We start from the raw sequence: 14,266 nt of genomic DNA, 5'->3' as shown, positions 1-14,266 counted from the left end.
CGTGGCTTACACTTAATCAAAAGCTTATACCGAGGGTTGATCATGACCGAGTTGGCGCGCTTGAAGTTTTATGCCACTCAGCCCCACTCTTGCAGCTATCTGCCCGAGGAGCAGGCCACGACGCTGTTTCTCGACCCTAGTCAGCCCATGGATGTGCATGTCTACGCAGACCTGTCTGAAATGGGTTTTCGTCGCAGCGGCGATCATCTTTACCGGCCTCATTGTCAGAATTGCAATGCGTGTGTACCGGCGCGCATTCCCGTGGCGCAATTTTCGCCCAACCGTCAGCAGAAACGCATTTTCAAGCGCAACGCCGACTTGCAGATACGCCCCGCCAAACCCAAATTCAGCGAAGAATACTTCGACCTGTATCAGCGCTACATCGAACAGCGGCATGCCGATGGCGACATGTATCCGCCCAGTCGTGACCAGTTCTCGACCTTCCTGGTGCGTGACTTGCCGTTTTCCCGTTTTTACGAGTTTCGCCTGGGTGGCCAACTGTTGGCGGTGGCCGTTACCGACTTGCTGCCGAACGGTCTGTCGGCGGTCTACACCTTCTACGAACCCTCTGAAGAACGACGCAGCCTGGGGCGCTACGCGATCCTCTGGCAAATCGCCGAGGCCAAACGGCTGCGGCTGGAGGCGGTCTATCTGGGCTACTGGATCAAAAACTGCAAAAAGATGAGTTACAAGACCCAATATCGCCCCATCGAACTGCTGATTAATCAGCGCTGGGTCATCCTGAACTAGAACCCCTTGGCTTAAACCCCATTTTTCGGGCACAATGCACGCCGCTTTTGCCTGGCGCAGTTGCACCGGGCCATTCATTGGACACCGAGGGCTTTACTGCATGTCGAAAGAAGACAGCTTCGAAATGGAAGGCACTGTCGTCGACACCCTGCCCAACACCATGTTTCGTGTGGAGTTGGAAAATGGGCACGTCGTAACCGCGCATATCTCCGGCAAGATGCGCAAGAACTACATTCGTATTCTTACCGGTGACAAAGTGCGCGTCGAGCTGACGCCCTATGACTTGAGCAAAGGGCGCATCACCTACCGCGCTCGCTAATCAGGTCAATACAAAACGCCCGGCTTTTGCCGGGCGTTTTTGTTTGTCTGGGATTTCCACTGCACCCACACTTGGTCCACGGTGTTCTCCAGACAGCAAAAAGGCGCCTTTCGGCGCCTTTTGCTTTGTTGCGGTTAACGTCAGGCCATTTCAGCCGTGGTCTCAAACTCAAAGGTCAATTCACTATCCTTGAGATCGATATGGACCACACCACCATGATCAGCCAGTTCGCCAAAGAGAATCTCTTCCGCCAGCGGACGCTTGATCTTGTCCTGTATCAAACGCGCCATCGGCCGAGCGCCCATTGCCGAATCATAGCCACCCGCCGCCAACCAGCTGCGAGCCGCATCCGTCACCTCTAGCTGCACACGCTTGTCTTCCAGCTGCGCCTGAAGCTCGGTAAGGAACTTGTCCACCACGCTTTTGATGACCTCGTGACTGAGGCGACCAAACTGGATAATGGTGTCCAGACGGTTGCGGAACTCCGGCGTGAAGCTCTTCTTGATCACTTCCATCGCATCGGACGAGTGGTCCTGATGGGTGAAACCGATCGAAGCACGCGCTGCGGTTTCGGCGCCGGCGTTGGTCGTCATGATGACGATCACGTTACGGAAGTCCGCCTTGCGCCCGTTGTTATCGGTCAGCGTACCGTGATCCATGACTTGCAGCAGCAAGTTGAAGACTTCCGGATGCGCCTTCTCGATTTCATCGAGCAACAGCACGCAATGTGGCTGCTTGGTGATGGCTTCGGTCAGCAGACCGCCCTGATCAAACCCGACATAGCCAGGAGGCGCACCAATCAGACGCGATACGGTGTGGCGCTCCATGTACTCGGACATGTCGAAGCGAACCAGCTCGATGCCCAAGGCCTTCGCCAACTGACGCGCCGCTTCGGTTTTACCGACACCGGTCGGGCCTGCGAACAGGAACGAACCGACAGGTTTGTCAGGCGACTTGAGGCCGGCACGGGACAGTTTGATCGCGGTCGACAGCGAGTCGATGGCGGCATCCTGACCAAACACCGTCAGCTTCAGGTCACGCTCAAGGTTACGCAGCAACTCTTTATCGGAGCTGGTGACGTGCTTAGGCGGAATCCGCGCGATTTTCGCAACGATGTCCTCGACCTGAGGCACCTCGATGCGCTTCACGCGTTTCTCGATCGGTTGCAGACGCTGGTAGGCGCCCGCCTCGTCGATGACGTCGATCGCCTTGTCCGGCATGTGCCGGTCATTGATATAGCGCGAGGCCAGTTCGGCAGCGGCGCGCAGGGCTTCATCGCTGTATTCGATATTGTGATGAAGCTCGAAGCGTCCTTTCAGGCCGCGCAGGATACCGATGGTGTCTTCCACCGAAGGCTCCGACACATCGACCTTCTGGAAGCGTCGTGCCAGGGCACGGTCCTTCTCGAAGATCCCGCGGAATTCCTGGAAAGTGGTCGAACCGATGCAACGGATATCACCGGACGACAGCAGCGGCTTGAGCAGGTTCGAGGCATCCATGACGCCACCGGATGCGGCACCCGCACCGATGATGGTGTGGATTTCGTCGATGAACAGGATCGCCTGCGGACGTTTTTTCAGTTCATTGAGCAACGCCTTGAAGCGCTTCTCGAAATCGCCGCGGTATTTGGTCCCGGCCAGCAAGGCACCCAGATCGAGGGAATACACCACGCTGTTGGCCAGAAGGTCCGGCACCTGGTTGTCGACAATGCGCTTGGCCAGGCCTTCGGCAATCGCGGTTTTACCCACGCCCGCCTCGCCCACCAGCAGCGGATTGTTTTTGCGCCGACGCGCCAGGATCTGCGCGACACGCTCGACTTCGAGCTCACGGCCGACCAGCGGATCGATACGACCCTGGCGCGCGAGTTCGTTGAGGTTACTGGCATAAGCATCCAGAGGATTGCCTGAAGAAGAAGACTCACCGCCCTCGTCGTCCTGCATATCTTGCTCACCTTCAGAGTGATCGCCATGCCCTGGCACTTTGGAAATGCCGTGGGCGATGTAGTTGACGACATCGATGCGCGCAACGCTCTGCTGTTTCAGCAGGAACACTGCCTGACTCTCTTGCTCACTAAAGATCGCAACCAGCACGTTGGCGCCAGTCACTTCGCGTTTGCCCGAGCTCTGTACGTGGAAAACAGCACGCTGCAGGACACGCTGGAAGCCCAGGGTTGGCTGGGTCTCGCGATCCTCGTCATGGACGGGAATCAACGGCGTAGTGGAGTCGATGAACTCCTGCAGATCATGCTTGAGTTTGTCGAGGTTTGCGCCGCAGGCACGCAAAACGGTAGCGGCAGCCTCATTATCCAATAGGGCCAGCAGAAGGTGCTCGACGGTCATGAACTCATGACGCTTCGAACGGGCCTCCTTGAAGGCAAGATTGAGGGTGACTTCGAGCTCGCGGTTTAACATAGCTTCACCTCATACCCAAGTGGTCGGCGATTAACCGTCCTTCTCGATTTCACAGAGTAGCGGATGCTGGCTTTCCCTGGCGTACTGGTTGACCTGCATGGCCTTCGTCTCGGCGATGTCGCGGGTAAACACTCCACATACTGCCCGCCCTTCTGTGTGGACGGCCAGCATGACCTTGGTCGCCAGCTCGCGATTCAGGTTAAAAAACACCTCGAGCACTTCGACGACGAAATCCATCGGTGTGTAGTCATCATTGAACAAAACCACCTTGTACATCGGCGGCGCCTGTAAAGCAGGCTTGGCCTCCTGAACAGCAATGCCTGCGGAATCGTCGTCGTGTTCCTCCGGGTGGTCTTTTTGGAGAGTCGGGCGATCCTGATTGAATGTTAGTCGAATCTGGCTGATTGCATGCATGGAAAGAAAGGTTCGTCAGTTGTGCAAATACAGTAGTGGGGACGGTTATGAACGATTTCAACACCGACTGCCTGGTCACCTTGACTATCGGCAAAACGGTGTTACAACCAATAGAGCCCACAGTGGGTAAAAAAGGTCCGCGGAGTCAATCTTATTTACAGGATTCGACTGCGGATGTACTGGATGATACTCCAGTGATGGAGTCAGATGCAGAGGGATATGAGCATGGCAGTCGGTAAGGTGAAATGGTTCAACAATGCCAAGGGATTCGGTTTCATTAACACCGATGCCAGAGAAGGTACCGACGAGGATGGTAAAGCTATCGACTTCTTTGCCCATTATTCGGCCATTGAGATGGACGGGTACAAGACCCTCAAGGCTGGCCAAATCGTAAGCTTCGATATCGTCCAGGGCCCCAAAGGTCTGCATGCGGTGAAGATCATGTCTGCCCCGGCCGAAAACGCACCTGCATCGCCCGCTATCCAGCAGGACACCGTATCGAGCTGACGCGGCCGTCATTCAGTCATTAAAAAACCGCCCGAAGGCGGTTTTTTGTGCCAATCCGCTTACATGTGCGAAATCAGCGCATCACCAAACGCAGAAGAAGACAGCAGTTTCGCGCCCTCCATCAGACGTTCGAAGTCATAGGTCACGGTCTTCGCGGAGATCGCGCCGTTGGTGCCCTTGATGATCAGGTCGGCCGCTTCGGTCCAGCCCATGTGACGCAGCATCATTTCGGCGGACAGGATCAACGAGCCCGGGTTGACCTGGTCCTTGCCGGCGTACTTCGGTGCAGTACCGTGGGTAGCTTCGAACATCGCCACGGTGTCGGACAGGTTGGCGCCCGGTGCGATACCGATACCGCCCACTTCCGCCGCCAAGGCGTCAGAGAGGTAGTCGCCGTTCAGGTTCAGGGTCGCGATGACATCGTATTCGGCCGGGCGCAGCAGGATTTGCTGGAGCATGGCGTCGGCGATGGCGTCCTTGACGATGACGTTCTTGCCGGTTTTCGGGTTTTTGAACTGCATCCACGGACCGCCGTCGAGCAGGGTCGCGCCGAATTCCTCAGCCGCCACTTCGTAGGCCCATTCCTTGAAGGCACCTTCGGTGAACTTCATGATGTTGCCTTTGTGCACGATGGTCAGCGAATCGCGGTCGTTGTCGACCACATACTGCAGAGCCTTGCGCGCCAGACGCTTGGTGCCTTCCAGCGAAACCGGCTTGACGCCGATACCGCAGTTTTCGTCGAAACGGATCTTGGTGACGCCCATTTCTTCTTTAAGAAACTTGATGACCTTGGTGGCTTCCGGCGAACCGGCCTTCCATTCGATACCGGCATAAATATCTTCCGAGTTTTCGCGGAAGATCGTCATGTCGACGTCGCCTGGTTTCTTGACCGGGCTCGGCACGCCTTCGAACCAACGCACCGGGCGCAGACAGACGTACAGGTCGAGTTGCTGACGCAGGGCCACGTTCAGGGAACGAATGCCGCCGCCGACCGGCGTGGTCAGAGGGCCCTTGATGGAAACCACGTAATCCTTCACTGCGTCCAGGGTTTCCTGAGGCAGCCAGGTGTCCTGATCGTAAACCTGAGTCGCTTTCTCCCCGGCGTAGACTTCCATCCAGGAAATTTTGCGCTCGCCGCCGTAAGCCTTCTTAACAGCAGCATCGACAACCTTGATCATGACCGGGCTGATATCAACGCCAATACCATCACCTTCGATGAAGGGGATGATCGGGTTGTCAGGAACATTGAGAGAATGGTCCGCGTTGACGGTGATTTTGTCGCCGACGGCTGGAACCTGAATCTTCTTGTATCCCATGCTGAACTCCATTGTTTGGATTGAACATCTGGCTTCGTTCGAGCGTACCCCAGTTAAATCGGCACGCAAACCCTATGTTCCATCCATCTGCCGCAAAGCTGCTCAGTTCGCGACGTACAAGCCTGAAAGCAAAGGGAAAAGCGCCAAACTCAAGCACGGTGCAAGACTCTACGCCCCACGCTCCCCTGCGACCTTTAGACCAATGGACGAGATTCGTTGCATATGAACCATCGGCAGATTGCCAGCTACCTATGTATAATGCCGCCCGCTGACCACAGAGTCACCACGGCCGACCTCTCCTGCAACTGAATAAGTAGCCGAGACTTCGGGCCTGAAAGCAGGACTGTTACCGCAGTCCACCCGCTTGACGCTCGACTGATGCACCCAACATCACCGCAACGAAATCTCGACATTCGGCTCATGGATGACTTTGAACGAACGCGCTTACCCGGCGCCCCTCGAGTTTCTGCGCACGCTTTAGCAAAGAAGAGAGAGTTAATCCGAATATGCCCACCCGCTCGAAGATCATCTATACCTTCACCGACGAAGCTCCCGCCCTCGCCACCTATTCACTGCTGCCTATCGTAGAGGCGTTCACTGCCTCGGCTGATATCGCCGTTGAAACCCGCGATATCTCTCTTGCAGGGCGCATTCTGGCCAGCTTCCCCGAGCAATTGGGTGACAAAGCCGTAGCCGACCACCTCGCCGAACTGGGTGACCTGGCCGTTACGCCTGAAGCCAACATCATCAAGCTGCCGAACATCAGCGCTTCGGTTCCGCAACTGCAGGCCGCGATCAAAGAGCTGCAAGCCCAGGGCTTCGCACTGCCGGACTACCCGGAAACCGTGACCAGCGACGCCGACAAAGAAGCCAAGGCGCGTTACGACAAGATCAAGGGCAGCGCCGTGAACCCGGTTTTGCGCGAAGGCAACTCCGATCGTCGCGCGCCGTTGTCGGTCAAGAACTACGCCCGCAAGCATCCGCACAAAATGGGCGCCTGGGCTGCGGACTCCAAGTCCCACGTCGCGCACATGAGCACCGGCGATTTCTACGGCAGCGAAAAAGCCGCCCTGATCGACGCCGCTGACGCCGTCAAAATCGAACTGATCGCTCAAGACGGCACCACCACCGTCCTGAAAGAAAAGACCACCGTGCAAGCCGGTGAGATCCTCGATTGCGCGGTTATGAGCAAAAACGCTCTGCGCAGCTTCATCGCTGCCGAGATCGAAGACGCCAAAGCCAAGGGCGTTCTGCTGTCGGTTCACCTGAAAGCCACCATGATGAAGGTCTCCGACCCGATCATGTTCGGCCAGATCGTTGCCGAGTTCTATAAAGACGCACTGGCCAAGCACGCTGACGTGCTGGCCCAGATCGGCTTCAACCTGAACAACGGCATCGGCGACCTGTACGCTCGCATCAAGGCTTTGCCTGCCGAGCAACAAGCGCAGATCGAAGCGGACATCCAGGCGGTGTACGCCGTCCGTCCGTCGTTGGCCATGGTCAACTCCGACAAAGGCATCACCAACCTGCACGTGCCGAGCGACGTCATCGTCGACGCCTCGATGCCGGCGATGATCCGTGACTCCGGCAAAATGTGGGGCACTGACGGTCAGTTGCACGACACCAAGGCTGTGATCCCGGATCGTTGCTACGCCACCATTTACCAGGCGGTGATCGAAGACTGCAAGCAGCACGGCGCCTTCGATCCAACCACCATGGGCAGCGTGCCAAACGTTGGCCTGATGGCGAAAAAAGCCGAAGAGTACGGCTCGCACGACAAGACTTTCCAGATCAAGGCCAACGGCGTTGTCCGCGTGACTGACAGCAAAGGCGCTGTGTTGCTGGAACAGTCGGTTGAAGCCGGCGACATCTTCCGCATGTGCCAGACCAAAGACGCGCCGATCCAGGATTGGGTCAAACTGGCCGTCAACCGCGCTCGCGCAAGCAACACTCCAGCGATTTTCTGGCTGGACCCGATGCGCGCCCACGACGGCGTAGTGATCGAGAAAGTTCAGGCGTACCTGAAGGATCACGACACTTCCGGTCTGGATATCCGCATCATGTCGCCGGTTGACGCCATGGCGTTCACCCTGGGCCGCACTCGCGAAGGCAAGGACACCATCTCGGTGACCGGCAACGTACTGCGCGATTACCTGACTGACCTGTTCCCGATCATGGAGCTGGGCACCAGCGCCAAGATGCTGTCGATCGTTCCGCTGATGAATGGCGGCGGTCTGTTCGAAACCGGCGCTGGCGGTTCGGCACCGAAGCACGTTCAGCAACTGCTGGAAGAAAACTTCCTGCGCTGGGATTCCCTGGGCGAGTTCCTGGCTCTGGCCGCCTCCCTCGAGCACTTGGGTGTGACGTACGACAACCCCAAGGCGCTGGTGCTGGCCAAGACCCTGGATCGGGCCACCGGCCAGTTCCTGGACAACAACAAGTCGCCATCGCGCAAAGTCGGCAACATCGACAACCGCGGCAGCCACTTCTACCTGGCGCTGTACTGGGCTCAAGCCCTGGCCGCCCAGACCGAAGACGCTGCACTGCAAGCGCAGTTCGGTGAACTGGCCAAAACCCTGACCGAGAACGAAGCAACCATCGTTGCCGAGCTCAACGCTGTTCAGGGCAAGCCCGTGGACATCGGCGGTTACTACCACGCCAATGCCGAGCTGATCAGCAAAGCCATGCGCCCGAGCAATACTTTCAACGCTGCGATCGCTGCGCTGGTTTAAGGTTGTAAGGATGCAAAGAAGCCCCGGCCCAGTGCCGGGGTTTTTGTTTGTGGCGCACATTTCAATGTGAACACCTGACAAATGTGGGAGCGAGCTTGCTCGCGATAGCGGTTTATCATTCAACACTGATATTGACTGACCCACCGCTTTCGCGAGCAAGCTCGCTCCCACAGGAATTGTGTTTCAACATTCAGAACCGAGGACGCTTCATGGATTGGCTACCCCACATCACCGTCGCCACCATTGTCGAAGACAACGGTCGCTTCCTGATGGTCGAAGAAACCAAACACGGACGAACGGTACTCAATCAGCCCGCCGGCCATCTCGACCCGAATGAAACCCTGATCGACGCCGCCGTGCGCGAAACACTTGAAGAAACCGGTTGGGACGTCAAACCGACCGGCGTGGTGGGCATTTACCTCTACACCGCCCCGAGCAACGGCGTGACGTATCAGCGAGTCTGCTTCAGCGCAAAACCGCTCAAGCACCACCCGGACTATCAACTGGACGACGGCATCGTCGGCGCAAAATGGCTGACGCGTGACGAACTGCTGGCACAACGCGCAAACTGGCGCAGTGAGTTGATCATCCGCTGTATCGATGATTATCTGGACGGCAACCACTTCGGTCTCGAACTGATCCGCCCTTCTCTTTAGCCTTGTGGGCTGCGGCCTGCTAGAATCGCGTCCTTTTTCAAGACACTCATTGAATCCCTATGCGTGATCCAGCCCCTTCTGACACACAAAAGAAGCGCGTCATTGTCGGTATGTCCGGCGGCGTGGACTCTTCCGTTTCCGCTCTCCTGCTGATCGAGCAGGGTTATGAGGTGGAAGGCCTGTTCATGAAGAACTGGGAAGAAGACGATGGAACGGAATACTGCACCGCCATGGATGACCTGGCGGACGCCCAAGCCGTGTGCGACAGGATCGGCATCAAGCTGCATACCGCCAACTTCGCCGCCGAGTATTGGGACAACGTGTTCGAGCACTTCCTGGCCGAGTACAAGGCTGGTCGCACGCCAAACCCGGACATCCTGTGCAACCGCGAGATCAAGTTCAAGGCGTTCCTCGATTACGCCATGGTGCTTGGCGCCGACCTGATTGCCACCGGTCACTACGTGCGCCGCCGCGACGTCGATGGCCGCACCGAGCTGCTCAAGGGCCTGGACGCGAACAAGGACCAGAGCTACTTCCTGCACGCCGTCGGCGGCGAGCAGATCGCCAAGACGCTGTTCCCGGTCGGCGAGCTGGAAAAACCCGAAGTGCGCGCGATTGCCGAAAAATACGAACTGGCTACCGCGAAGAAAAAGGATTCCACCGGCATCTGTTTTATCGGCGAGCGGCGCTTCAGCGATTTCCTCAAGCAATACCTGCCGGCCCAGCCCGGCGAGATCAAGACCACCGAAGGTGAAGTGATCGGCCGCCACCACGGCTTGATGTACCACACCATCGGCCAGCGTCAGGGCCTGGGCATCGGCGGCTTGAAAGACGCCGGCGACGAGCCGTGGTATGTGCTGATCAAAGACCTGGAACACAACGAGCTGATCGTTGGCCAGGGCAACGACCACCCTTACCTGTTCTCCCGCGCCCTGCTCGCCTCGGACATCTATTGGGTCAACCCGATCGACCTGAGCGAACCGCGCCAGCTGACCGCCAAGGTGCGTTACCGCCAAAGCGACCAGCCGTGCACGCTGGAGAAAACCGCCACCGGCTACCGCGCGACCTTCGATGACCCGCAACGCGCGGTCACTCCGGGTCAATCCGTGGTGTTCTATGACGGGGAAATCTGCCTCGGCGGCGGCGTGATCGAAGTCGCGGAACCGTGGACCAGCAAAGGCACTCTTCAAGGCGAGCAGCCATGAGCCCGACTCAGGAACAACTGACGGCGCTGGGCGGCGTGTTTCTCGCTGCCGTGCTGGTCGACAAGATTGCCAAGACCGGCCAGACCACCGAAGCCGGCCTGACCTGCATGCTCGGCAGCCTGCTGATTCGCGACCCCAAGGACACGCTGGAAGTTTACGGCGGCGACGATATCAATCTGCGCGAAGGTTATCGCGCACTGATCGGCGCCCTTGAACGCGACCCAAGCACCCTTCAGCGCGAACCCCTGCGTTACGCCTTGGCGATGCTAGGGCTGGAGCGTCAACTGGCCAAACGCGGCGATATGCTCGACGTGATCGGCAAGCGCCTGCCGCAGATTCAATCCCAGGTGGAACATTTCGGCCCCGCGCACGAAAACGTAATCGCAGCGTGCGGTGCGTTGTATCAGGACACGCTGAGTACCTTGCGCCAACGGATTCAGGTCCACGGCGACATGCGCAATCTGCAGCAACCCAGCAACGCCTCGAAGATCCGCGCGCTATTGCTGGCGGGGATTCGTTCGGCGCGCCTGTGGCGGCAGTTGGGCGGTCATCGCTGGCAGTTGGTGGTCAGCCGTCGCAAGTTGCTCAAAGAGCTTTACCCGCTGATGCGCAGCAGCTGAACCGCGCCCGCAACACCGCTTTGTAGTCAGTAACGCGTAATACGCTGGTCAGTTGGCAACAGACCGGCGGATTTTTTCATGTATGATACGCGCCCCATTTCGTTGCCCGACTGTCCGAGAACACCCCATGCAGCTTTCTTCGCTCACTGCGGTTTCCCCTGTTGACGGCCGCTACGCCGGCAAAACCCAGGCCCTGCGCCCAATTTTCAGCGAATACGGTCTGATCCGTGCTCGCGTTCTGGTTGAAGTGCGCTGGCTCCAGCGCCTGGCCGCTCACCCTGCCATCAGCGAAGTGCCGGCGTTCTCCGCCGAAGCCAACGCGGTTCTGAACACCCTGGCGGAAAACTTCTCTCTGGAGCACGCCGAGCGCGTCAAAGAGATCGAGCGCACCACCAACCATGACGTCAAAGCCATCGAATACCTGCTTAAAGAGCAAGCGGCCAAGCTGCCGGAACTGGCCGCCGTCAGCGAATTCATCCACTTTGCCTGCACCAGCGAGGACATCAACAACCTGTCCCACGCCCTGATGCTGCGCGAAGGCCGCGATGATGTGATGTTGCCGCTGATGCGCCAGACCGCCGAAGCCATCCGCGAGCTGGCGATCCGTTTCGCTGACGTACCGATGCTGTCGCGCACCCACGGTCAACCGGCTTCACCGACCACCCTGGGCAAAGAGCTGGCGAACGTGGTTTACCGTCTGGAGCGTCAAATCGCTCAGGTCGCCGCCGTTCCGCTGCTGGGCAAGATCAACGGCGCTGTCGGCAACTACAACGCTCACCTCTCGGCCTACCCTGAGATCGACTGGGAAGCCAACGCCCGCGCCTTCATCGAAGACGAGCTGGGCCTGGGCTTCAACCCGTACACCACGCAGATCGAACCGCACGACTACATTGCCGAACTGTTCGACGCGATCGCCCGCTTCAACACGATCCTGATCGACTTCGACCGCGACATCTGGGGCTACATTTCCCTGGGTTATTTCAAACAGCGCACCATCGCTGGCGAAATCGGTTCGTCGACAATGCCACACAAGGTCAACCCGATCGACTTCGAAAACTCCGAAGGCAACCTGGGCATCGCCAACGCACTGTTCCAGCACCTGGCGAGCAAACTGCCTATCTCCCGCTGGCAGCGCGACCTGACGGACTCCACCGTCCTGCGCAACCTCGGTGTCGGCTTCGCCCACAGCGTGATCGCGTACGAAGCCAGCCTCAAAGGCATCAGCAAACTGGAGCTCAATGCTCAGAAGATCGCTGCTGACCTCGACGCCTGCTGGGAAGTATTGGCCGAACCGATCCAGACCGTGATGCGTCGCTACAACATCGAAAACCCGTACGAGAAGCTGAAAGAGCTGACCCGTGGCAAGGGCATCAGCCCTGAAGCGCTGCAAACTTTCATCGACGGCCTGGACATGCCTGCCGCCGCCAAGGCCGAGCTGAAGTTGCTCACCCCGGCGAACTACATCGGCAACGCTGTAGAGCAAGCCAAGCGCATCTGATCGACCGTTTTACCCGTTTGAGACGCCCGGCAGCGCCGGGCGTTTTTATTCCCGTCTGAAAAGTACTTTTTTTCAATAGGTTACACATGAATCCTGACATTCCTCTTCAACTTCTCGGCGGCATTACAGCGCGCGAATTCCTGCGTGACTACTGGCAGAAAAAACCGCTGCTGATCCGTCAGGCGATTCCTGATTTCGAAAGCCCGATCGACGCCGACGAACTGGCCGGCCTGGCGCTGGAAGAAGAAGTCGAATCGCGCCTGCTGGTCGAGCACGGAGAGCGCCCTTGGGAATTGCGCCGCGGCCCGTTTGCCGAAGACGAGTTCAGCAAGCTGCCAGAAACCGAGTGGACTTTGCTGGTTCAAGCCGTTGACCAGTTCGTGCCGGAAGTCAGCGAACTGCTGGAACACTTCCGTTTTCTGCCGAGCTGGCGCGTCGACGACGTAATGATCAGCTTCGCCGCTCCGGGTGGCAGCGTCGGTCCGCACTTCGATAACTACGATGTGTTCCTGTTGCAGGGTCACGGCAAGCGCAACTGGAAAATCGGCCAGATGTGCAACGCCGAGAGCCCGCTGCTGCAACACGCGGACCTGCGCATCCTCGCTGATTTCGACGCTACAGAAGAGTGGGTTCTGGAGCCCGGCGACATGCTCTATTTGCCACCGCGCCTGGCGCATTGGGGCGTGGCCGTCGATGACTGCCTGACCTATTCGGTTGGTTTCCGCGCACCGAGCGCCGCTGAAGTGCTGACCCACTTCACCGACTTCCTCAGCCAGTTCCTGCCGGACGAAGAGCGTTACACCGACGCCGATGCCCTGCCGGCGGTCGATCCGCATCAGATCCAGCACGACGCCCTTGATCGCTTGAAAAGCCTGCTGGCCGAGCACATGAGCGACGAGCGTTTGCTGTTGACCTGGTTCGGCCAGTACATGACTGAACCGCGCTACCCGGAGCTGGTGGTCGGCCCGGAAGAAATCGAAGAAGACGACCTGCTCGCCAGTCTTGAGCAAGGCGCCGTGCTGATTCGCAACCCGAGCGCGCGCCTGGCCTGGTCCGAAGTCGATGACGACCTGCTGCTATTCGCCAGCGGCCAGAGCCGCTACCTGCCGGGCAAACTGCGCGACCTGCTGAAGATGATTTGCGCCGCTGATGCGCTGCACGTCGACAACCTCGGCGAATGGCTGAACGACGAAGACGGTCGAGGCCTGCTGTGCGAACTGATCAAGCAAGGAAGCCTGGGATTTGCCGATGAATAAAATTCACGTACGTGTCGCAGACTGGCAAAAGGACAACGCCGAGATCCGGCGCATTCGTGAGACGGTGTTCATCGCCGAGCAATCCGTTCCGCCTGAACTGGAATGGGATGCCGATGATGCGACAGCGGTGCATTTTCTGGCCTTTGAAGGCGACTTTCCGATTGGTACCGCCCGCCTGTTGCCCGACGGGGATATCGGCCGGGTGTCGGTACTGAAGGACTGGCGCGGCTTGAAGGTGGGCGATGCGCTGATGCAAGCGGTGATCGGCGAAGCCGAGAAGCGCGGACTGAAGCAGCAGATGTTAAGCGCGCAGGTGCAGGCGACGGCGTTTTATGAGCGCTTGGGCTTCAGCCTGGTCAGCGAGGAGTTCCTGGAAGCCGGGATTCCACATGTGGACATGGTGCGGCATTCGGCTTGAGACCTGTGGCGAGGGAGCTTGCTCCCGCTGGGTTGCGAAGCGGCCCCAAAATTATTAGGGCTGCTGCGCAGCCCAGCGGGAGCAAGCTCCCTCGCCACAAATGCATGCCAGAAACACCACAGAACGCCCCGCCATCCTCGGATGCCGGGGCGTTTTGCTGTCTA

13 protein-coding genes are annotated in these 14,266 nt (G+C 58.4%); 10 read left to right on the top strand and 3 right to left on the bottom strand.

The window, feature by feature from the left end; translation table 11 throughout:
- Positions 1-42: 42 nt before the first annotated feature.
- Positions 43-750, top strand: coding sequence for an arginyltransferase (locus ACYZT9_RS10940; RefSeq protein ID WP_462009793.1), 708 nt, complete (start codon positions 43-45; stop codon positions 748-750).
- Positions 751-850: 100 nt separating this feature from the next.
- Positions 851-1,069 (top strand): translation initiation factor IF-1, encoded by a 219-nt coding sequence (infA, locus tag ACYZT9_RS10935; RefSeq protein ID WP_002553999.1) that lies wholly within the window; start codon positions 851-853, stop codon positions 1,067-1,069.
- A gap of 140 nt (positions 1,070-1,209) precedes the next feature.
- Here infA and clpA read toward each other — a convergent pair whose 3' ends face one another.
- Positions 1,210-3,480 carry an ATP-dependent Clp protease ATP-binding subunit ClpA gene (gene clpA, locus ACYZT9_RS10930; RefSeq protein WP_462009792.1) on the bottom strand — a complete coding sequence of 757 codons (2,271 nt, stop codon included), beginning with the start codon at positions 3,478-3,480 and terminating at the stop codon, positions 1,210-1,212.
- Positions 3,481-3,510: 30 nt separating this feature from the next.
- Complete coding sequence (gene clpS, locus ACYZT9_RS10925; protein WP_034146919.1) at positions 3,511-3,894, bottom strand: ATP-dependent Clp protease adapter ClpS; 384 nt, start codon at positions 3,892-3,894, stop codon at positions 3,511-3,513.
- 225 nt (positions 3,895-4,119) lie between these two features.
- Between clpS and ACYZT9_RS10920 the strand changes: the two genes are divergently transcribed.
- Positions 4,120-4,401 carry a cold shock domain-containing protein gene (locus ACYZT9_RS10920; protein WP_462009791.1) on the top strand — a complete coding sequence of 94 codons (282 nt, stop codon included), beginning with the start codon at positions 4,120-4,122 and terminating at the stop codon, positions 4,399-4,401.
- Between the two features lie 59 nt (positions 4,402-4,460).
- On the opposite strand, the gene icd is transcribed toward ACYZT9_RS10920, so the two are convergent.
- A complete protein-coding gene (gene icd, locus ACYZT9_RS10915; RefSeq protein WP_462009790.1) occupies positions 4,461-5,717 on the bottom strand; it encodes an NADP-dependent isocitrate dehydrogenase in 1,257 nt (418 codons plus the stop codon).
- Positions 5,718-6,223: 506 nt separating this feature from the next.
- Between icd and ACYZT9_RS10910 the strand changes: the two genes are divergently transcribed.
- The 7 genes from ACYZT9_RS10910 (at position 6,224) to ACYZT9_RS10880 (ending at position 14,102) form a co-directional block, all read left to right on the top strand.
- Complete coding sequence (locus tag ACYZT9_RS10910; RefSeq protein ID WP_462009789.1) at positions 6,224-8,449, top strand: NADP-dependent isocitrate dehydrogenase; 2,226 nt, start codon at positions 6,224-6,226, stop codon at positions 8,447-8,449.
- Positions 8,450-8,658: 209 nt separating this feature from the next.
- Positions 8,659-9,105: an NUDIX hydrolase gene (locus tag ACYZT9_RS10905; protein ID WP_462009788.1), complete on the top strand. Its 447-nt coding sequence runs from the start codon at positions 8,659-8,661 to the stop codon at positions 9,103-9,105.
- Between the two features lie 59 nt (positions 9,106-9,164).
- Positions 9,165-10,310: a tRNA 2-thiouridine(34) synthase MnmA gene (gene mnmA, locus ACYZT9_RS10900; protein ID WP_462009787.1), complete on the top strand. Its 1,146-nt coding sequence runs from the start codon at positions 9,165-9,167 to the stop codon at positions 10,308-10,310.
- On the top strand, positions 10,307-10,930 hold the full coding sequence (hflD, locus tag ACYZT9_RS10895) for a high frequency lysogenization protein HflD (RefSeq protein WP_017339598.1): 624 nt from the start codon (positions 10,307-10,309) through the stop codon (positions 10,928-10,930). Before mnmA ends, hflD begins: the two co-directional genes overlap by 4 nt.
- A 127-nt stretch (positions 10,931-11,057) precedes the next feature.
- Entirely contained in the window at positions 11,058-12,428 is a 1,371-nt protein-coding gene (gene purB, locus ACYZT9_RS10890; RefSeq protein ID WP_008032719.1) for an adenylosuccinate lyase, read from the top strand.
- A gap of 86 nt (positions 12,429-12,514) precedes the next feature.
- Complete coding sequence (locus ACYZT9_RS10885; protein ID WP_462009786.1) at positions 12,515-13,684, top strand: ribosomal protein uL16 3-hydroxylase; 1,170 nt, start codon at positions 12,515-12,517, stop codon at positions 13,682-13,684.
- The gene (locus ACYZT9_RS10880) at positions 13,677-14,102 is read left to right on the top strand and encodes a GNAT family N-acetyltransferase (protein ID WP_462009785.1); all 426 of its coding nucleotides are present in this window, start codon (positions 13,677-13,679) and stop codon (positions 14,100-14,102) included. Before ACYZT9_RS10885 ends, ACYZT9_RS10880 begins: the two co-directional genes overlap by 8 nt.
- The last annotated feature ends 164 nt before the right edge of the window (positions 14,103-14,266 follow it).

The sequence above is a fragment of the Pseudomonas sp. ZT5P21 genome, from assembly GCF_054897785.1.
Note: the sequence above shows the minus strand (reverse complement) of the source record. Positions and strands in the feature narration are given on the sequence as shown.